Here is an 18,989-nt window from a genome sequence, read left to right on the forward strand (position 1 = left end):
TTCTATCCGCTTGAATCCAGCCTGTTTTCCGTCGCCATCGCTCAAACACAAATGATTTCAATTATCATTTGTGTTTACAATTCTACATTCTTTTGTACAATTCCAGACTCTTCTCCATCTCAAAGAGTTCTTACAAGACAAAAACATACAGTTCTCAGGGTTATCCCGATGGAGTTTTTTTCATTTTTATACGGAATGTACAAATGACAATACCACGCATTAAGCTCCTGGCCGTCGCCATTGGCGCTGCCACATGTTCCCCCTTCGTTCACGCAGCCGATCAGGACACCGTTGTCGTCACTGCAACGGGTTTTGAACAAAAGATCCAGAATGCCCCCGCCTCCATCTCTGTGATTTCGAAACAGCAGATTGAAGATAAAGCCTACCGTGATGTTACCGATGCCCTGAGAGATGTCCCGGGTGTTGTCGTCACTGGCGGCGGGAGCAGCAGTGATATCAGTATTCGCGGCATGGCCTCTCAGTACACCCTGTTCCTGGTGAACGGCAAACGCGTCAGTACGCGAAGCACCCGCCCCAACAGCGACAACTCGGGTATTGAACAAGGCTGGCTGCCGCCGCTTGAGTCCATTGAGCGCATCGAGGTCATCCGCGGCCCGATGTCCTCGCTTTACGGCTCCGATGCGATGGGTGGCGTCATTAACGTCATTACCAAAAAAGTCTCGAACACCAAAGCCTGGACCGGTTCGTTGCATGGCGATGCAACCTTCCAGGAAAATCATGATTCCGGCGATATCTTCCAGACCAACGCCTACGCCTCTGGTCCCCTGATCGACGGACTTCTGGGCGCAAAGGTGACGGGGCTGTTGTCACGCCGCGCAGAAGATAAAATCGTGAACGGCTATAACGAGCAGAAAATGCGTAACGGTGGCATTACGCTGAACTTCACGCCGGACGAGAAGAACGATTTCGACCTCGACTTTGCTCGCGAACTTCAGGACAGAAACAGCACCCCGGGGATGTCGAAAGCGGCTGAAACCTGCCGGGGAACAACCTGTACGCCAAATACCAAAAGCGACTCGCGCTATGAGCACACGACCTACTCGTTAACCCACAGTGGTTATTACGAAGACTTCAATACCACCAGCTATATCCAGCAGGAAGAGACCAATAATCCAGGTCGCGAAATGCGCTCCTATAACACCACCTTCAACAACCAGAACCAAATTTTCCTCGGCGATCATACGTTGACCCTCGGCGGGCAGTATCGCTATGAGAAACTGCGCGACAACGGTAATCAGCTGGAAGCTGCTGACGGCCTGAACAAACTGACGCGCTGGAGCTGGGCCCTGTTTGCCGAAGATGAATGGTCAATGACGGAAAGCTTTACGTTGACCGGCGGCCTGCGTATGGACAAAGACCAAAACTACGGTACTAACTGGACGCCGCGCGGTTACGGCGTATGGCACCTGGCCGATCAGTGGACGTTGAAAGGCGGGGTTTCTGCTGGCTATCGTGCGCCGGATCTGCGTCAGTCGTCTGCCAGCTGGGGCCAGGTGACAGGTGGCGGCCGTCTTGACGGTATCATCGTCGGCAACCCGGATCTGAAACCAGAGAAGAGCCTGAGCGAAGAGCTCGCCCTGCTCTGGGATAACAACGATGACCTGAATGCCGGCGTAACGCTGTTTAATACCGACTTCAAGGACAAAATTACGGAAGTTCGCCGCTGTAACAGCAGCGCCGATCCCGCCTGTACGATTGGCGGTCACAGCTATGATTTCGTCAGCGATCGCGTCAACGTGGACAAAGCCAACATGCGCGGTGTGGAGTCCTCCTTCGGGTGGAAGATCACGCGTGATGTGAACTGGACTGCAAACTACACCTATACAGAGTCCGAGCAGAAGAGCGGCCAGTTCTCCGGCAAGCCACTGAACAAAATGCCGAAACACATGTTCAACACCACCCTGGACTGGCAGGCGACGCCAGACGTCGGGTTCTGGAGCCGTCTGAACCTGCGCGGTAAAACGTCTGAGTACCTGAGCCGCACGTCAATGTCCCAGGGTACGCCGTCCTACACTCAGGTTGATGTCGGTATGCGCTACAACGCCAACAAAAACCTGCTGGTTACTGCCGGTGTGTATAACGTGCTCGATAAGCAGATTGATTACGATACGTATGACACCGTGCTGGATGGCCGCCGCTATACCGTTGGCATGACCTACAGCTTCTGATCTGCCCATAAAAAAGCCCGCTCAACTGAGCGGGCTAAAAGAGAGGAAGTGCGGTTATTATTTAAATCGTTCCGGGAAATCCATTTCACTGTAGCGAACGAAGCGTGTTCCTTTCGTCAGTTTGTAGCCAAACCAGATGATCAGGAACAGCGGAATGCCAATATAGGTGGCCGTGACGGCGCCCCAGTCAATGGTGTCCGCAAGGAAGGCCTCATAGTTCTGACCCAGGGTAATAATCAGGCACAGAACGAAGGCGAAGATCGGCCCCAGCGGGAAGAATCCTGACCGGTACGGCAGGTTATTCAGATCATGCCCCTGCTTGACGTACCCGCGACGGAAACGGTAGTGGCTGATGGCAATGCCCAGCCAGGCAATGAAGCCCGTCATACCAGAGGTGTTCAGCAGCCACAGGTAGACCGTCTGGTTGCCGAACATGGAGGTCAGGAAACAGAGACCCGCAATCACCGTGGTCGCATACAGCGCGTTGCGTGGCACGCCACCGCGAGACAGTTTCGAGAAAATACGCGGCGCTTTACCGTCGCAGGCCAGGGTGTAGAGCATGCGGGTGGAGGCGTACATCCCGGAGTTACCCGCAGACAGTACCGCCGTCAGGATCACCGCGTTCATCACCGCCGCCGCTGAGAGCAGACCCGCGTGCTGGAAGACCAGCGTGAACGGGCTGACGCTGATGTCTTTTACGTCGTTACGCAGCAGGCTTGGGTCGGTATACGGAATGATCAGGCTGATAATCAGGATCGCGAACACATAGAACAGCAGGATACGCCAGAACACCTGACGCACCGCGCGCGGAATATTCTTCTCCGGGTTTTCGGATTCACCGGCCGCAATGCCAATCAACTCGGTACCCTGGAAGGAGAAGCCGACAATCATCGCCACGCCAATCATCGCCGAGAAGCCCCCGGCAAACGGCGCATCGCCTATTGTCCAGTTACTCCAGCCCGCCGGTTCAGCCCCTTTGAAAATACCAACGATCATCGCCACACCGACGACGATAAAGATGATGACGGTTGCCACTTTAATCAAAGAGAACCAGTATTCCGCTTCGCCGAAACCGCGCACGGAGATGTAGTTCAGCAGGAAGATGACCGCCAGGAACAGGGCGCTCCAGATCCAGCCGGGCGTGTCCGGGAACCACCAGGTCATTACCAGCTGTGCCGCGACGAGGTCAACGGCGATGGTCACCGCCCAGTTGTACCAATAGTTCCAGCCCAGAGCGAAGCCGAAGCCTTCCTCAACGTATTTTTGTCCGTAGGTCGAAAACGAACCAGACACCGGCATGTATGCCGCCAGTTCACCCAGGCTGGTCATCAGGAAGTAGACCATCAGGCCAATCAGGATATAAGAGAATAATGCCCCACCCGGGCCGGCTGCCGAAATCGTTGCGCCAGAGGCAACGAAAAGACCTGTACCGATTGAGCCGCCAATGGCGATCATCGTCAGGTGACGCGCCTTAAGTGCGCGACGTAGCGCGGGCGCTTGTGTGGTTTTAGTTTCTGAAACCATGTGAAAATGCTGTCCATTCAATAAATGAGGCGCGATTGTAGCAGACGATCTGCGTTGCTTCCGGCAGAAATACTCAGTTATAAGAGAGCTTCATGACTCGGCCAGGATTATAAGTAAAGCATAATTTTTCCCTCTCCCCTTTGGGGAGAGGGCCAGGGTGAGGTGCGCTTTTACATCTCGCAGTAGCGCAGAAAACGCTGGAGCGAGCTGGAAAGGTGTTTCTGACGATGATGGATGCACCACAGCGTGCGCACCAGCTTCGGCAGCGGAACGGGGATCTCAACCAGTGAGCCGGTTTCCAGCTGTTCGGCAATCACCCGTCGGGAAAGACAGCTAATGCCCAGACCATGGCGTACGGCATGCTTAATGGCCTCGGAGTTACCTAATTCCATCCCTAACTGGAACTGCGGTAGATGGGACAGCAGCAGATAATCGACAATCTCACGCGTGCCGGAGCCCTGCTCTCGCAGGATCCACTGCGCTTGCGCCAGCCGCTCCAGCGTGACCTCGCCCTGGAGTAAAGAAGAGGCCGGAGAGGCAAACACCACCAGCTCATCCTCCAGCCAGGGCTCCGCAATGATATCCACGTTGTGGCACGGCCCTTCGATAAGCCCGATGTCCACGCGGAAATCAATCACCGCGTTGATCACGTCCTGGCTGTTGCCGACGCTCATCTCCAGCGGCAGGGTCGGAAAATCCCGGCGGTAGCGGGCAATCACTTCCGGCAGGATGTAGTTACCGATCGTGCTGCTAGCGTAGACGCGAATAGCGCCGTTGTCCTCGCGGAACAGCTGTTCGATCTCCGTCGCCTGCTCCAGTAAAGCCAGGGCACGCGGATACAGCAGGCGGCCATGTTCGTTCACCACCAGCCGCTTCCCTACCCTGTCGAAAAGCTGGACGCCCAGTTGCCCTTCAAGATCGGTCAAGGCCGCGCTAACGGCGGACTGCGAGAGCGCCAGCATTTGTGACGCCTGGGTTGTCGAGCCGCTTTTCAGCACCTCGGCAAAAACTTCCAGCTGACGCAATGTAATGTGCATGGTTGCTTACCACTTATAAAGATTGATTATAAATATATAATCAATTTTATTTTTAAGCCAGAGCGCCGTAACCTTTAGCCAGACAAAGGAGAAGGTTATGTCAGAAATCACCTTACAACATCATCGTACAGTGTGGCACTTCGTGCCGGGTCTCGCGCTCAGCGCCGTGGTTACCGGCGTGGCCTTATGGGGTGGCAGTATACCGGCGGTTGCCGGTGCAGGGTTCAGCGCCCTGACGCTGGCCATTCTGCTCGGCATGGTGGTCGGGAACACCGTTTACCCGCACATCTGGAAACCCTGCGACGGCGGCGTGATTTTCGCCAAGCAGCATTTATTACGTCTCGGGATCATCCTTTATGGCTTCCGTCTCACCTTTTCGCAGATTGCGGATGTGGGGGTCAGCGGGATTGCCATTGACGTCCTGACCCTTTCGAGCACTTTTTTACTGGCGTGCTTTATCGGCCAGAAGATCTTTGGGCTGGACAAACAGACCAGCTGGCTGATCGGTGCGGGTAGCAGCATCTGCGGCGCGGCGGCGGTACTGGCAACAGAACCCGTCGTTAAAGCCGAAGCCAGTAAAGTCACGGTTGCCGTCGCGACGGTAGTTATCTTCGGTACGCTGGCGATCTTCCTGTATCCGGCCATGTATCCGCTGGTGGCGCACTGGTTTAGTCCGGAAACCTACGGCATTTATATCGGCTCAACCATGCACGAAGTGGCGCAGGTGGTGGCGGCAGGTCACGCCATTAACCCGGAAGCGGAAAACGCGGCGGTCATCGCCAAAATGCTGCGCGTGATGATGCTGGCCCCGTTCCTGATTTTCCTCGCGGCGCAGGTTAAACAGCTTGCTCCGGCAGGCGGCAGCGAGAAAAGCAAAATCACCATTCCGTGGTTTGCGATCCTGTTCATCGTGGTCGCTGTCTTCAACTCTTTCCACCTGCTGCCAAAAGCGATGGTGGATATGCTGGTCACGCTGGATACGGTCCTGCTGGCGATGGCAATGGCGGCGCTGGGCATCACCACGCACGTCAGCGCGCTGAAAAAAGCCGGGGCGAAACCGCTGCTGATGGCGCTGGTGCTGTTCATCTGGCTGATAGTTGGCGGCGGTGCGATTAACCTTGCGGTACACAGCCTGTTGGCATAAACCATCTCGTCCTTCTCCTGTTAACCCGTTATCATAGGCATTTCGGGTTAACAGGAGTCTTTTTATGAAATATGTTGGAGCGCACGTCAGCGCTGCTGGTGGCCTTGCGAATGCCGCCATTCGCGCCGCCGAAATCGAGGCGACCGCTTTCGCCCTGTTCACCAAAAACCAGCGCCAGTGGCGCGCAGCTCCCCTCACCGCGGAAGTGATTGATGACTTTAAAGCCGCCTGCGAGAAATACGGCTACGGGCCTGGCCAGATCCTTCCCCATGACAGCTACCTCATTAACCTCGGTCACCCGGTTGCCGAGGCGCTGGAAAAATCCCGCGAAGCGTTCCTGGATGAGGTTCAGCGCTGTGAGCAACTGGGGCTAACGCTGCTGAATTTCCATCCCGGCAGCCATCTGATGCAAATCGACGAAGACGCCTGTCTGGCGCGCATCGCCGAGTCAATTAACATGACGCTGGATAAAACCCAGGGCGTGACGGCAGTGATTGAGAATACCGCCGGTCAGGGCAGCAACCTCGGCTTTAAGTTTGAGCATCTGGCGGCGATCATCGACGGCGTGGAAGACAAATCCCGCGTGGGCGTGTGCATTGATACCTGCCACGCGTTTGCGGCCGGTTATGACCTGCGCACAACTGAGGCCACAAAAAATACCTTCGAGGAGTTCGAGCGTATTGTTGGTTTTAAATATCTTCGCGGTATGCACTTAAACGATGCGAAAAGCGCCTTTGGTAGTCGCGTTGACCGCCATCACAGCCTGGGCGAAGGCAACATCGGCCACGATGCGTTCCGCTTTATCATGCAGGACGCTCGCTTCGACGGTATTCCGATGGTGCTGGAAACCATCAATCCGGACATCTGGGCAGAAGAGATTGCCTGGCTGAAGGCACAGCAAACCGCTGAACAGGCGGCATAAAAAAAGCCGGGTTGCATTAGCACCCGGCTTTTTTATTGCTTACCGCTTACGCTGCTTTCGCCACAACTTCCGCTTCCGGACGTTTCAGCACCGCGTAAGAGAGGCCCGCCACCAGCGTACCGGCAACAATCGCCAGCAGATAACCCAGCACCGGCGTGATGGCGCCAGGGATCAGCAGGACAAACAGACCGCCGTGCGGCGCCATCAGTTTCGCACCTACGGCCATGGAGATAGCCCCCGTCACCGCACCACCCACGATACAGCACGGCAGAACACGCATTGGATCGCGCGCCGCAAACGGAATTGCGCCTTCGGTGATGAAGCACAGGCCCAGCACCAGCGCAGCTTTACCGCCTTCCTGCTGCGTTTTATCGAACTTACGACGGGCAATGATCGTCGCCAGGCCAAGCGCCAGCGGTGGCACCATACCTGCCGCCATGATCGCCGCCATCGGCGCGTAGGTCTGGGTACTCAGCAGGCCAACGCCAAACGCATATGCCGCTTTGTTCACCGGACCACCCATGTCGGTACACATCATACCGCCGAGGATTGCGCCCAGCAGCACCGCGTTCGCCGTCCCCATGGTTTGCAGCCAGTGGGTCAGACCTTCCAGAATGCCCGCGACCGGCTTACCGATCAGGTAAATCATCGCCAGACCGACCACCAGGCTGGAAATCAGCGGGATGATCAGGATAGGCTTCAGCGCTTCCATGCTCTGCGGCAGCTTCAGCTTCGAGCTGATCAGCTTCGCCACATAACCGGCGAGGAAACCGGCAATGATACCGCCGATAAAGCCAGAACCGGTGCTCACGGCCAGCATACCGCCGATAAGACCCGGCGTCAGACCCGGACGGTCAGCAATGGAGAAGGCGATAAAGCCCGCCAGCACTGGCACCATCAGCGCAAACGCGGAGCCGCCGCCAATCTGCATCAACGCGGCCGCCAGCGTGCCCGGCTCTTTAAACGCCTCGATACCAAAGGCGAAGGAGAGCGCAATACACAGGCCGCCCGCCACCACCATCGGCAGCATGTAGGACACGCCGGTCAGCAGGTGACGATACGCACCCGCAGACTCTTTTTTCCCTTCAGTCGCAGTTTTAGCCGCACCGGTTGCCTGATACGGTTTGGCTTCTGCCAGCGCCTTATCAAACTCCTGCGCGGTCTTCTTCAGCGCCAGGCCGGTAGAGGTACGGTACATCGGCTTGCCGGCAAACTTCGCCAGATCCACTTCGATATCCGCCGCCACAATCACCAGATCGGCTTCCGCCACCTCTTCAGGCGTGATGGCATTGCCCGCGCCAACAGAGCCGCGAGTTTCAACCTTCACCCACCAGCCACGTTTTTTCGCTTCGGTTTCAATGGCTTCAGCCGCCATAAAGGTGTGCGCCACACCTGTCGGGCAGGCCGTTACCGCAACAATGCGTTTCGGCCCAACGGCGGCAACCGGCGCCGCCTCAACAGGTGCGCTGTAAACCGTCGCATGACCTTTTGCTTCGCTCAGAAACAGTTCAGGATGTGCCACCGCGCGATTAATATCACCCAGCCACACTTTTTTGCCGTTCAGGGCGCTGTCAGCGGGGATTTTGTCGCCCAGAACAATCGCCATTTCAGCATCACCCGGGTTATCAATGATATCCAGGTGCGCTTTTTGTGCCGCCGCGCCCAGCAGGGTCTTCGCCATATAGGCACGAGCCTGTCCGAGACCGGAGTCAATGATCAGCAGCGTTTTCATTATTCCTCTCCTGCTGTTAGTTAAAAGGTTTTAAGTCAACGCGCGCCATCATCGCGGCTAACTGGGTACGATCGGTAATACCGACATTGCTCTGGCTCACGGCCAGGGCCGCAACGGCGGTAGCAAGACGTAAGGTATGTTCACTGGATTCGCGCATCAGCAGACCGTAGATCAGACCGCCAACCATCGAATCCCCGGCACCCACGGTGCTGACCACCTCCATTGAAGGCGGTTTGGCAATCCATTCCCCGGAGGCGTTAACCCACAGGGCACCTTCTGCACCCAGCGAAATCACCACGTGAGCGATACCCTGCTCGCGCAGCGCATGGGCAGCGTCAATCACATCCTTTAATTCTGGCAGCTTACGGCCCGCCCAGATCTCCAGTTCGCGGCGATTAGGCTTAACCAGCCACGGAGAGGCTTTCAGACCGGCGACCAGCGCGTCGCGGCTGCTGTCGAAAATAATGCACGGGCACTGGCTGCGCAGGCGCGTCATCCAGTCGGTGAACGCTTCCGGGCTGACGCCGGAGGGCAGACTGCCGCTGACGCACACCATGTCAAACTGGCCCAGCCAGCTCAGGGAATCGGCAACAAAGCGCTCCCAGTCAGCCGGGGTCACTTCGAAGCCGGAGAAGTTCAGATCGGTCACTTCACCGTCTTTCTCGGTCAGCTTAACGTTAATGCGGGTACGGCCCTGCACAACCTGAAAACGGTTGGCGATGCCCAACTCGCTGAACAGCTGCTGAAAACCGTCCTGGTTGTCTTTACCGAGGAAGCCGCCAACGGTGACGTCGATGCCGAGATCTTTCAGCACTTTCGCCACGTTAATGCCTTTCCCTGCGGCATGCAGGCCGGTCGTCCGCACCAGGTTAACTTCGCCACGCTCAATTTCCGGGCAGAACCCCACCAGATCGTAAGCCGGGTTCAGCGTAATGGTCGCAACACGTCTGCTCATTATGCGCCCTCCCCCAGACCAGCCGCGATGGCGTCGCCAATCGCTTTCAGCGCCTGTTCAGCATCCGCACCCTGCGCGGTAAAGCGCAGACGATGGCCTTTCTTCACGCCCAGCGCGACAACTTTCATCAGGCTACGCCCGTTGGCTGGTTTACCCGAACCGTCCAGATTGGTCACGGTGATCTCACTTTCAAATTGTTTAATGGTATTCACCAGCATGGTGCCCGGACGGGCATGCAGGCCATGTTCGTTACGCACCACGTACTCTGCGCTCAGCAGGTCATCCGTCAGCGCATCGTCGCTGGTCAGCAGAGCCAGCACCGTCGCCGCGTCTGCGTTCAGCAGTTTTTCAGCTTTATTGTTCAGCAGCAGATCGCCCAGACGCTTCAGCACGGAAACCGGCTGATCGTCAGTCATGGCAACCGTTACCAGCATCGCGGCGCGTTCGCCGTCGGTCTCAAAGGCAACCGCAGCACGGCTGACCGCGATAGCGCTGCGCAGGTTACCTTCAGCGCTGTCGTTCAGCCAGATGCCCTGCCCCAGGTTTAATGGCTTATCATTGATTGCGCGCGTCACAAAAGCGGTATCCGCCGCACCGACCTCTTTCAGGCGAGCCGCATTCAGCGCCTGGAGCGTTACCAGATCGGACGCAACGACGTCCAGCGTCAGGGTTTCATTATCCAGCTTCAGCGCTTCGCTCTGTTTTTCGCCCATCAGTAGGGCACGCAGTTCTTCAGCAGTGGTGGCGGATTTAAGCTGTTCCGCGACGGCATCATCACTCAGCACGTGCGTCAGCTGACGCAGCAGGCCCAGGTGTTCGTCACCGCTGGCCGCGATGCCGATCGCCACATAAGCCACCTGACCCTCGCCCCACAGCACGCCCTGCGGGAACTGGAAGACCTGCACACCGGTTTTCAGCACCTGATCGCGGGTGTCCGTGGTGCCGTGCGGAATTGCAATACCGTTACCGAGGAAGGTGGAGGTCTGCTGTTCACGCGCCAGCATGCCGTTGACGTAGCCGTCAGCCACGTTGCCAGCCTGCACGAGCGCAGCGGCGACCTGGCGAATAGCCTCTTCTTTATTCCCGGCCTGTTCGCCCGGGTGAATATCCTGAACAGATAACTGGAACATGATTCTCCTCTCCTGCTGAAATTGAATCGTTTCAGCTTAACTGAGAAAATAGGCGCTAACCTGCTTCTTCAGGACATGCAAGATAGCGCTGAAACGTTTCAAGAAGTCTTGTCTTTTCTACAAAAGGTTGCAAGAAAAGTTACATTTCTTGTTGCAGAATTTAGAAGTGCAGCACATTTCTTCTTCAGTTCAGGGGATTTTGTTGATGTTCAGCAAACAGGTTCAGCACGCTTCAGCGAGGCGGCGCGAAAGTGAAATGCCATTTTGATTTTTTGTAGCAATCTTGACTTTACCCTCTGTTTATTTAATGACGGGCGGCGTAAACTCCGCCTCTCTCTGTTACTCGCAAAGACTGAACATGCATAACACCCCCGCTGCCGCCTCACCAAAGCCCTTTGATTTGACGTCAACGGCGTTTTTGATCGTTGCTTTCCTCACCGGTATTGCCGGTGCGTTACAAACGCCTACGCTGAGCCTCTTTCTGACCAACGAAGTCCACGCCCGCCCGGCGATGGTTGGCTTCTTCTTTACCGGGAGCGCCATCATTGGCATTTTTGTCAGCCAGTTTCTTGCCGGTCGTTCAGACCGCAAAGGCGATCGCAAAAGCCTGATCGTTTTTTGCTGCCTGCTCGGGGTATTTGCCTGCCTGCTGTTTGCCTGGAACCGTAACTACTTCATTCTGCTGTTCGTGGGCGTCTTCCTGAGCAGCTTCGGCTCGACCGCCAACCCGCAGATGTTCGCCCTTGCCCGCGAGCATGCCGACCACACCGGGCGGGAAGCGGTGATGTTCAGCTCGATACTGCGCGCGCAGGTGTCGCTGGCGTGGGTGATTGGCCCCCCGCTTGCCTACGCGCTGGCGATGGGTTTTGGCTTTACGGTGATGTACCTCAGCGCAGCCGTGGCCTTCGTGGTATGCGGCGCGATGGTCTGGTTCTTCCTGCCCTCCATGCGTAAAGAGCCGAAAGTGGCGACTGGTACGCTGGAAGCTCCGCGACGCAACCGCCGCGACGCACTGCTGTTATTCATTATCTGTACGCTGATGTGGGGAACGAACAGCCTCTATATCATTAATATGCCGCTGTTTATTATTGATGAGCTGCATCTGCCGGAGAAGCTGGCCGGGATCATGATGGGAACCGCCGCGGGGCTTGAGATCCCCACCATGCTGATTGCGGGCTATTACGCGAAGCGCTTCGGCAAGCGCTTTTTGATGCGCGTCGCCGCCGTAGCCGGGCTGCTGTTTTATGTCGGTATGCTGACGGTTCATACGCCAGCCCTGCTTCTGGCTTTACAGCTGCTGAACGCCATTTACATCGGTATTCTGGCCGGTATCGGCATGCTCTACTTTCAGGACCTGATGCCGGGTCAGGCAGGCTCTGCCACCACCCTTTATACGAATACCACCCGCGTGGGCTGGATTATTGCAGGCTCACTGGCGGGCGTTGTGGCTGAAATCTGGAACTATCATACGGTGTTCTGGATTGCGCTGGTGATGTGCGTCATGACGCTGAGCTGCCTGACGCGGATCAAAGACGTTTAAGGCGCGGTGAGCGCTTCCAGCTCAAGCAGATAAGTGATGGCCTGCTGCCGCGTACTGCCGCACATTTCGGCGGTTGGCTGGAGCCCGGAGCACACCTTCGGGCGCAGGGGCGAGCCAAAGATCATGCACAGGTTAGTGTCAGAGAGCTGAACGCAGCGGGTATTGGCAGGCTTGCCCTCCGGCATGCCTGGAATGGGGCTTGAGATGGACGGTGCGGTACAGCACGCGCCACAGTCGGAACGACAATCCATACATGCTCTCTGTTGGTGGCAGATGCCCGCGCAGTCGGGCATTGCGCGCACAGTAACACCTTTTATGTATTGATAGCAAAACCCACGAATTCCGCTTGCCTGAAAGGCCGCGCGCGAGTAATTTGGCGCGATATTTTTTACCTCCCGTAAACAGGATTACTGCAATGCCAAGAGCGAACGAAATTAAGAAAGGTATGGTACTGAATTACAACGGCAAACTGCTGATTGTGAAAGATATCGACATTCAGGCACCCAGCGCCCGTGGCGCAGCAACGCTGTACAAAATGCGTTTCTCCGATGTCCGCACCGGCCTGAAAGTGGAAGAACGTTTTAAAGGCGACGATATCGTCGATACCGTAACCCTGACCCGTCGCTACGTTGATTTTTCCTACATTGACGGCAACGAATACGTGTTCATGGATAAAGAAGATTACACCCCGTATATCTTCACCAAAGATCAGATCGAAGAAGAGCTGCTGTTTATTCCTGAAGGTGGAATGCCGGACATGCAGGTGCTGACCTGGGATGGCGTGCTGCTGGCGCTGGAGCTGCCGCAGACAGTTGATCTGGAAATCGTTGAAACGGCACCGGGCATCAAAGGCGCGTCTGCAAGTGCGCGTAACAAACCGGCTACCCTGACTACCGGTCTGGTCGTACAGGTGCCAGAGTACCTGTCGGCGGGCGAGAAAATCCGTATCCATATCGAAGAAAAACGCTATATGGGTCGTGCTGACTGATTGTGGCATTTGCCGGGTGGCGGCTACGCCTTACCCGGCCTACAAAAACACAAAAACCGGCCTCAGAGCCGGTTTTTCGTAGGCCCGGTAAGCGTAGCGCCACCGGGCAATGAGACTTAAAGAAGTTCAGGATACTTCGTCATTTTCAGCGCCAGCTCTATACCGCGCACTTCCGCCATCCCTTTCAGACGGCCAATCGCCGAATACCCTGGATTCGTTTTCTTGCGCAGATCGTCCAGCATCTGGTGCCCGTGATCCGGACGGAACGGGATAGGACGAACATCTCCCGCCTGCTTACGACGAACCTCTTCAGAGAGAATGGCATCCACCACCGCAACCATGTTCACGTCGCCGCCAAGATGGGCTGCTTCGTGGAAGGTTTTTGGATTCTCTTCACGGCAGGTTGCACGCAGGTGGGTGAAATGAATGCGATCGCCGAAGGTTTCGATCATCCGCACCAGATCGTTATCCGCCCGCACCCCATACGAGCCCGTACACATGGTAAAGCCGTTGTAGATGCTATCCACCGTCTCTTTCAGCCACTGCATATCTTCAATCGTAGACACAATACGCGGCAGGCCGAGGATAGGACGCGGTGGATCGTCCGGATGAACCGCCAGCCGCAAGCCGACTTCTTCTGCCACCGGCACGATAGCGCGCAGGAAGTGCGCCATGTTTTCACGCAGCTGGTTTTTATCGATATCGCCATATTCCGCCAGGCGCGCGCGGAACTGATCGAGGGTATAGCCCTCTTCCGCCCCCGGCAGGCCCGCGATGATATTGCGAACCAGCTTCTCAATGTCCGCTTCACTGGCGGCATTGAACCACGCCAGCGCCTGCTGCTGCTCTTCGGCGGTGTAGTCTGCTTCCGCACCCGGACGCTTCAGAATGTGCAGCTCGAAAGCCGCAAAAGCGATTTGATCGAAACGCAGCGCCTTCGAACCATCGGCCATTACATATTCCAGGTCGGTACGCGTCCAGTCCAGAATCGGCATAAAGTTGTAGCAGACGGTATCAATACCGCAGGCTGCCAGGTTACGAATGCTCTGCTGATAATTCGCAATCCAGGTATCACACTCACCGGAGTGGGTTTTGATATCTTCGTGAACCGGAATACTTTCCACAACAGACCAGGTTAACCCCTTCTCTGCCAGTTGAGCCTGACGCTTTTGGATTTCCTCCACCGGCCACACCTGACCGTTCGGAATATGATGCAGCGCCGTGACCACACCCGTTGCGCCAGCCTGACGCACATCATCAAGAGAAACCGGATCGTTCGGCCCGTACCAACGCCAGGTTTGTTCCATTGCCCCACCCTCTCAAGTTGTTATACCAATATGTGTTACCTCAATGACGACTACCATACATGTTTAATCGAAGTGGTCAATACAGCGCGTGACATTGATTGATCAAACTCACATAACAGGGATATTTACGGCTTACCAATTTAATTTGTTGTCATATAACTTTACACTGGCATTGTTAATTAATGGTTAATCAGGTGTGTACTACATGAAGACTATTGCCTCCACCGCGCTTCCTGCTCATGTCCAGCAGCCCCGCTACGATCGCGAGCAGTTACGCTCCCGCATCGTCCATTTCGGTTTTGGCGCGTTCCACCGGGCGCATCAGGCGTTGTTAACAAACCGGGTACTGAATGCCAGAGGAGGCGACTGGGGAATTTGTGAGATTAGCCTCTTTAGCGGCGATGTCCTTATGGGCCAGCTCCGGGCGCAGGATCATCTGTTTACCGTGCTGGAGAAAGGTGCCGAAGGCAATCAGCCCATTATTATCGGTGCGGTAAAAGAGTGCCTTAACGCCAAACTCGACTCGCTGGCAGCCATTATTGAGAAATTCTGCGAACCGCAGGTGGCAATTGTCTCCCTCACCATTACCGAAAAAGGCTACTGCATCGATCCGGCGACGGGAAAACTGGATATGCAGAACAGCCGTATCCTGCACGATCTCGAGCATCCGTCTGAACCACATTCCGCACCGGGTATTCTGGTCGAAGCGCTTCATCGCCGCCGCGAGCGTGGCCTGCCGGCGTTTACCGTGCTCTCCTGCGACAATATTCCCGACAACGGCCACGTGGTGAAAAATGCCGTTCTCGGCATGGCCGGAAAGCGTTCCGCAGAGCTGGCCGCATGGATCGAGGCGCACGTGAGCTTCCCTGGTACCATGGTCGACCGAATCGTGCCCGCCGCCACCGACGCCTCACTCGCGGAAATCACCCAGGAACTTGGCGTTGAAGATCCCTGCGCCATCAGCTGTGAACCGTTCATTCAGTGGGTAGTAGAAGATAACTTTGTCGCCGGGCGTCCGGAATGGGAGGTTGCAGGCGTACAGATGGTTGAGGATGTCCTGCCCTGGGAGCAGATGAAGCTGCGGATGCTGAACGGCAGCCACTCCTTCCTGGCGTATCTGGGCTACCTTGCCGGCTACGCGCACATAAATGAATGTATGCAGGACGACAGCTTCCGCGAGGCTGCCCGCAGGCTGATGCTGAATGAGCAGGCCCCTACGCTGCGCATCACCAACGTTGATCTGACAGCCTATGCTGACAGCCTGCTTGACCGCTTCGCCAATCCGGCCCTACAGCATCGTACATGGCAAATCGCCATGGACGGCAGCCAGAAGCTGCCTCAGCGCATGCTGGATGGGATCCGCATGCATCTTGAGCGTAACACCGCCTGGCCATTACTGGCGCTGGGGGTGGCGGGCTGGATGCGCTACGTCAGCGGTACGGACGAACAGGGCAACGCCATTGACGTCCGCGATCCGCTGAGCGACAAGTTTCAGGCCATTGTCGCCACCAGCAGCGACGCAGAACGCGTTAGCGCCCTGCTGACGTTAAATGAAATCTTTGGCGACAACCTGCCGCAAAACCCTGTCTTTGTCGAGGCAATTACCGGCGCGTACCAGCGCCTCGTCCGGCTCGGCGCGCACCAGGCCGTTATCGAAACGTTAAAAATTTAGCGATTATTGCGTTTAAGGCGAACGGTTTTACGCTCCGTTCGCCCTCCCTCTTCTCAATGCCCGATTTTTTCGTCAGGATGATAGGTAGTTGTTACTACATCACAATTATTTATCGGAGCGCACGTGACCAAAACCAACCTGATCACCGGTTTTCTCGGCAGCGGTAAAACTACGTCCATTCTGCATTTGCTGGCCAATAAAGATCCGGCGGAAAAGTGGGCCGTGCTGGTCAACGAATTTGGCGAAGTCGGCATCGACGGCGCGTTGCTCGCCGACAGCGGCGCGATGGTGAAAGAGATCCCGGGCGGGTGTATGTGCTGCGTGAATGGTCTGCCGATGCAGGTCGGGCTGAATACGCTGCTGCGTCAGGGCAAGCCGGACCGGTTGCTGATTGAGCCTACCGGGCTGGGTCATCCTAAGCAAATCCTTGATTTACTGACCGCCCCGGTCTACGAGCCGTGGCTTGAGCTGCGTGCGACGCTTTGCCTGCTCGACCCCCGCCAGCTGCTGGATGAAAAAACGATCAACAACGACAATTTCCGCGACCAGCTCGCCTCGGCAGATATTATCGTGGCGAATAAATCCGATCGCGCGACGGCTGAGAGTCAGGCCGCGTTCGAGTCCTGGTGGCAGCAGGCTGGCGGTGGACGTCAATACGTGCAGACCACCCAGGGCAACATTGATGGCGCCCTGCTCGATCTTCCCCGCCTCAACCAGACGCAACTGCCTGCCAGCGCAGAGCATTCGCATAGCCACGGCGCGAAGCAAGGCCTGGCTGCACTGAGCCTGCCGGAACATCAGCGCTGGCGTCGAAATTTGAACAGCGGTCAGGGGCACCAGGCCTGCGGGTGGATCTTCGATGCCGATACGGTTTTCGACACCATTGGTATACTGGAATGGGCGAGACTGGCGCCGGTTGAGCGGGTAAAAGGGATCATGCGCACTCCGGATGGTCTGGTGCGCATTAACCGTCAGGGCGAGGATTTCTTTATTGAAACCCAGAATGTCGCGCCACCCGACAGCCGGATAGAGTTAATTAGTGCGGTTAATACCGACTGGAATGCTCTCCAGTCAAGCCTGTTGAAGCTTCGTTTAAGTTTGGGCGGCTAACGTTGCCCCTGATTTCACACATTGCTGAAGACTATGACGACTCGACTTCCTGCTATTTTATTGCTCAACGCTGCCGGTCTGGCGCTCTTTTTCTCCTGGTATATCCCGGCGGATCACGGTTTCTGGTTCCCGCTGGATTCCGGGCTGTTCCACTTCTTTAACCAGGCGCTGGCGAAGAGTGAAGCCTTCCTGTGGCTGGTGGCGATCACCAACAACCGCGCGTTTGACGGCTGTTCGCTGCTGGCAATGGGCTGTCTGATGCTCTCCTTCTGGCTGAAGGAAGACAAAACGGGTCGTCGCCGTATTCTGATTATCGGCCTGGTGATGCTGCTGACGGCCGTGATTATCAACCAGCTGGCGCAGCATCTGATGCCGGTTAAACGCGCCAGTCCGTCGCTCTTTTTCCCGAATATTAACCGCGTCAGCGAGCTGCTTCATATTCCAACCAAAGATGCCTCGAAGGACAGTTTCCCGGGCGACCACGGTATGATGCTGCTGATTTTTGCAGGCTTCATGCTGCGCTATTTTGGTAAAAAAGCCTTCGCCATCGCCCTGGTTATTGTGGTGGTATTTGCATTCCCGCGAGTGATGATTGGTGCTCACTGGCTGACAGATATCGCCGTAGGCTCCCTCACGGCGGTGTTAATTGGTTTACCGTGGGTGCTGATGACCCCACTGAGCGATCGCGTAATAGGTATTTTTGATCGCTATCTTCCCGGTAAATTTAAACAAGTCAGAAACAAATAAATAACGCAAATTAACACCATTCATCGGGGATCGTTTTCGGTCCCTGAGTCTCTTCTTTCCGGCGTCATTCAACGCTGTCATCATCCTGTCATACAATTCGTGATAAAAATGAAGCAATTGCAGGGATTATCGGTATGAATGGCGGCATTTTGAGCAATTCCGCGCTGTAACTTTGTGTATCACATTTTCTTATAAAAAATCGGACTTTTTTGCTCGCAATACCCCGTGCAATCGGTTAACCTCGAACTCGTTTTGCCCCACTGAGATAATTATTATCATGGTGAATAATTTTGTGCGTTGAGCCACAGTTTTCACCATAAAGAATTGTCTCATTGTGAACAGATAATTAGTCTCGTCACGGTTGGCATTTTTATAACGATATTTTCGTTAAGGACTTCAAGGGAAAACAAACAAAATGGTCAAATCTCAACCAATCTTGAGATATATCTTGCGGGGGATCCCGGCGATTGCAGTGGCGGTTCTGCTTTCGGCATGTAGTACGACGAATACCGCGAAGAATATGCATCCTGAGACGCGTGTTGTGGGAATGGAAGATTCCTCTTCACTGCAAGCCTCTCAGGATGAATTTGAAAATATGGTACGTAATCTCGACGTTAAGTCGCGTATTATGGATCAGTATGCTGACTGGAAAGGCGTGCGTTACCGTCTGGGCGGCAGCACCAAGAAAGGCATCGATTGTTCCGCTTTCGTACAGCGTACGTTCCGTGAGCAGTTTGGGTTAGACCTTCCGCGTTCTACCTATGAACAGCAGGAGATGGGCAAATCCATTTCGCGCACTAAACTACGCACGGGCGATTTAGTCCTGTTCAGAGCAGGTTCAACCGGTCGACACGTTGGCATCTATATCGGTAACGATCAGTTTGTCCATGCTTCCACCAGCAGCGGTGTGACGATTTCCAGCATGAACGAACCTTACTGGAAGAAACGCTACAACGAAGCTCGCCGCGTTCTGAGCCGTAGTTAATATTGTT

17 protein-coding genes are annotated in these 18,989 nt (G+C 55.6%); 10 read left to right on the forward strand and 7 right to left on the reverse strand.

Translation table 11 applies throughout. The annotated features are described in order from the left end of the window. Positions 1-203: 203 nt before the first annotated feature. Positions 204-2,189 carry a ligand-gated channel protein gene (locus BFV63_RS14765; RefSeq protein WP_003859334.1) on the forward strand — a complete coding sequence of 662 codons (1,986 nt, stop codon included), beginning with the start codon at positions 204-206 and terminating at the stop codon, positions 2,187-2,189. Positions 2,190-2,246: 57 nt separating this feature from the next. Here the strand turns inward: BFV63_RS14765 and BFV63_RS14770 are convergent, their stop codons facing one another. Further along, entirely contained in the window at positions 2,247-3,713 is a 1,467-nt protein-coding gene (locus tag BFV63_RS14770) for an amino acid permease (protein WP_003859336.1), read from the reverse strand. A 170-nt stretch (positions 3,714-3,883) separates the two neighbouring features. Next, positions 3,884-4,750 carry a DNA-binding transcriptional regulator YeiE gene (gene yieE, locus BFV63_RS14775; RefSeq protein ID WP_003859337.1) on the reverse strand — a complete coding sequence of 289 codons (867 nt, stop codon included), beginning with the start codon at positions 4,748-4,750 and terminating at the stop codon, positions 3,884-3,886. 97 nt (positions 4,751-4,847) lie between these two features. Between yieE and BFV63_RS14780 the strand changes: the two genes are divergently transcribed. Next, positions 4,848-5,894, forward strand: a complete 1,047-nt coding sequence (locus BFV63_RS14780; protein WP_048208341.1) for a YeiH family protein — start codon at positions 4,848-4,850, stop codon at positions 5,892-5,894. A gap of 64 nt (positions 5,895-5,958) precedes the next feature. Further along, positions 5,959-6,816, forward strand: a complete 858-nt coding sequence (nfo, locus tag BFV63_RS14785) for a deoxyribonuclease IV (protein ID WP_003859342.1) — start codon at positions 5,959-5,961, stop codon at positions 6,814-6,816. 46 nt (positions 6,817-6,862) lie between these two features. On the opposite strand, the gene fruA is transcribed toward nfo, so the two are convergent. Genes fruA through fruB form a run of 3 tightly spaced genes read right to left on the reverse strand, consistent with a single transcriptional unit; the run spans position 6,863 to position 10,633 of the window. After that, the gene (gene fruA / locus BFV63_RS14790; protein ID WP_023314547.1) at positions 6,863-8,548 is read right to left on the reverse strand and encodes a PTS fructose transporter subunit IIBC; all 1,686 of its coding nucleotides are present in this window, start codon (positions 8,546-8,548) and stop codon (positions 6,863-6,865) included. 16 nt (positions 8,549-8,564) lie between these two features. Then, positions 8,565-9,503, reverse strand: coding sequence for a 1-phosphofructokinase (fruK, locus tag BFV63_RS14795; protein ID WP_006811313.1), 939 nt, complete (start codon positions 9,501-9,503; stop codon positions 8,565-8,567). Then, positions 9,503-10,633: a fused PTS fructose transporter subunit IIA/HPr protein gene (gene fruB, locus BFV63_RS14800; protein WP_003859349.1), complete on the reverse strand. Its 1,131-nt coding sequence runs from the start codon at positions 10,631-10,633 to the stop codon at positions 9,503-9,505. The genes fruK and fruB overlap by 1 nt, the downstream gene beginning before the upstream one ends. 75 nt (positions 10,634-10,708) lie before the next feature. Here fruB and BFV63_RS23110 point away from each other — a divergent pair, with 75 nt between their 5' ends. Beyond that, on the forward strand, positions 10,709-10,888 hold the full coding sequence (locus BFV63_RS23110) for a hypothetical protein (protein WP_136129487.1): 180 nt from the start codon (positions 10,709-10,711) through the stop codon (positions 10,886-10,888). Positions 10,889-10,991: 103 nt separating this feature from the next. Continuing rightward, positions 10,992-12,173, forward strand: a complete 1,182-nt coding sequence (setB, locus tag BFV63_RS14805; RefSeq protein ID WP_032609703.1) for a sugar efflux transporter SetB — start codon at positions 10,992-10,994, stop codon at positions 12,171-12,173. On the opposite strand, the gene BFV63_RS14810 is transcribed toward setB, so the two are convergent. Continuing rightward, positions 12,170-12,424, reverse strand: a complete 255-nt coding sequence (locus BFV63_RS14810) for a YkgJ family cysteine cluster protein (RefSeq protein WP_003859353.1) — start codon at positions 12,422-12,424, stop codon at positions 12,170-12,172. The genes setB and BFV63_RS14810 overlap by 4 nt on opposite strands. A gap of 164 nt (positions 12,425-12,588) precedes the next feature. Between BFV63_RS14810 and yeiP the strand changes: the two genes are divergently transcribed. Further along, entirely contained in the window at positions 12,589-13,161 is a 573-nt protein-coding gene (gene yeiP / locus BFV63_RS14815; RefSeq protein WP_003859355.1) for an elongation factor P-like protein YeiP, read from the forward strand. A gap of 116 nt (positions 13,162-13,277) precedes the next feature. On the opposite strand, the gene uxuA is transcribed toward yeiP, so the two are convergent. Beyond that, complete coding sequence (gene uxuA, locus BFV63_RS14820; protein WP_003859357.1) at positions 13,278-14,468, reverse strand: mannonate dehydratase; 1,191 nt, start codon at positions 14,466-14,468, stop codon at positions 13,278-13,280. A gap of 205 nt (positions 14,469-14,673) precedes the next feature. On the opposite strand from uxuA, the gene BFV63_RS14825 reads away from it, so the two are divergent. The 4 genes from BFV63_RS14825 to mepS all read left to right on the forward strand — a co-directional run bounded on the left by BFV63_RS14825 (position 14,674) and on the right by mepS (position 18,982). Next, on the forward strand, positions 14,674-16,140 hold the full coding sequence (locus tag BFV63_RS14825) for a mannitol dehydrogenase family protein (protein WP_045350241.1): 1,467 nt from the start codon (positions 14,674-14,676) through the stop codon (positions 16,138-16,140). A gap of 123 nt (positions 16,141-16,263) precedes the next feature. Beyond that, positions 16,264-17,250: a CobW family GTP-binding protein gene (locus tag BFV63_RS14830; RefSeq protein ID WP_003859361.1), complete on the forward strand. Its 987-nt coding sequence runs from the start codon at positions 16,264-16,266 to the stop codon at positions 17,248-17,250. Positions 17,251-17,283: 33 nt separating this feature from the next. Further along, positions 17,284-17,997: a phosphatase PAP2 family protein gene (locus BFV63_RS14835; RefSeq protein WP_003859363.1), complete on the forward strand. Its 714-nt coding sequence runs from the start codon at positions 17,284-17,286 to the stop codon at positions 17,995-17,997. 415 nt (positions 17,998-18,412) lie between these two features. Further along, positions 18,413-18,982, forward strand: a complete 570-nt coding sequence (mepS, locus tag BFV63_RS14840; RefSeq protein WP_003859364.1) for a bifunctional murein DD-endopeptidase/murein LD-carboxypeptidase — start codon at positions 18,413-18,415, stop codon at positions 18,980-18,982. The last annotated feature ends 7 nt before the right edge of the window (positions 18,983-18,989 follow it).

It is taken from the genome of Enterobacter hormaechei subsp. xiangfangensis (assembly GCF_001729785.1).
Classification (GTDB): Bacteria; Pseudomonadota; Gammaproteobacteria; order Enterobacterales; family Enterobacteriaceae; genus Enterobacter; species Enterobacter hormaechei_C.

What these genes read in the sequence shown, in the direction of transcription:
- BFV63_RS14765 (WP_003859334.1), top strand. Translation starts at nt 204, where the DNA reads ATGACAATACCACGCATTAAGCTCCTGGCCGTCGCCATTGGCGCTGCC.
- BFV63_RS14770 (WP_003859336.1), bottom strand. Translation starts at nt 3,713, where the DNA reads ATGGTTTCAGAAACTAAAACCACACAAGCGCCCGCGCTACGTCGCGCA.
- yieE (WP_003859337.1), bottom strand. Translation starts at nt 4,750, where the DNA reads ATGCACATTACATTGCGTCAGCTGGAAGTTTTTGCCGAGGTGCTGAAA.
- BFV63_RS14780 (WP_048208341.1), top strand. Translation starts at nt 4,848, where the DNA reads ATGTCAGAAATCACCTTACAACATCATCGTACAGTGTGGCACTTCGTG.
- nfo (WP_003859342.1), top strand. Translation starts at nt 5,959, where the DNA reads ATGAAATATGTTGGAGCGCACGTCAGCGCTGCTGGTGGCCTTGCGAAT.
- fruA (WP_023314547.1), bottom strand. Translation starts at nt 8,548, where the DNA reads ATGAAAACGCTGCTGATCATTGACTCCGGTCTCGGACAGGCTCGTGCC.
- fruK (WP_006811313.1), bottom strand. Translation starts at nt 9,503, where the DNA reads ATGAGCAGACGTGTTGCGACCATTACGCTGAACCCGGCTTACGATCTG.
- fruB (WP_003859349.1), bottom strand. Translation starts at nt 10,633, where the DNA reads ATGTTCCAGTTATCTGTTCAGGATATTCACCCGGGCGAACAGGCCGGG.
- BFV63_RS23110 (WP_136129487.1), top strand. Translation starts at nt 10,709, where the DNA reads ATGCAAGATAGCGCTGAAACGTTTCAAGAAGTCTTGTCTTTTCTACAA.
- setB (WP_032609703.1), top strand. Translation starts at nt 10,992, where the DNA reads ATGCATAACACCCCCGCTGCCGCCTCACCAAAGCCCTTTGATTTGACG.
- BFV63_RS14810 (WP_003859353.1), bottom strand. Translation starts at nt 12,424, where the DNA reads ATGGATTGTCGTTCCGACTGTGGCGCGTGCTGTACCGCACCGTCCATC.
- yeiP (WP_003859355.1), top strand. Translation starts at nt 12,589, where the DNA reads ATGCCAAGAGCGAACGAAATTAAGAAAGGTATGGTACTGAATTACAAC.
- uxuA (WP_003859357.1), bottom strand. Translation starts at nt 14,468, where the DNA reads ATGGAACAAACCTGGCGTTGGTACGGGCCGAACGATCCGGTTTCTCTT.
- BFV63_RS14825 (WP_045350241.1), top strand. Translation starts at nt 14,674, where the DNA reads ATGAAGACTATTGCCTCCACCGCGCTTCCTGCTCATGTCCAGCAGCCC.
- BFV63_RS14835 (WP_003859363.1), top strand. Translation starts at nt 17,284, where the DNA reads ATGACGACTCGACTTCCTGCTATTTTATTGCTCAACGCTGCCGGTCTG.
- mepS (WP_003859364.1), top strand. Translation starts at nt 18,413, where the DNA reads ATGGTCAAATCTCAACCAATCTTGAGATATATCTTGCGGGGGATCCCG.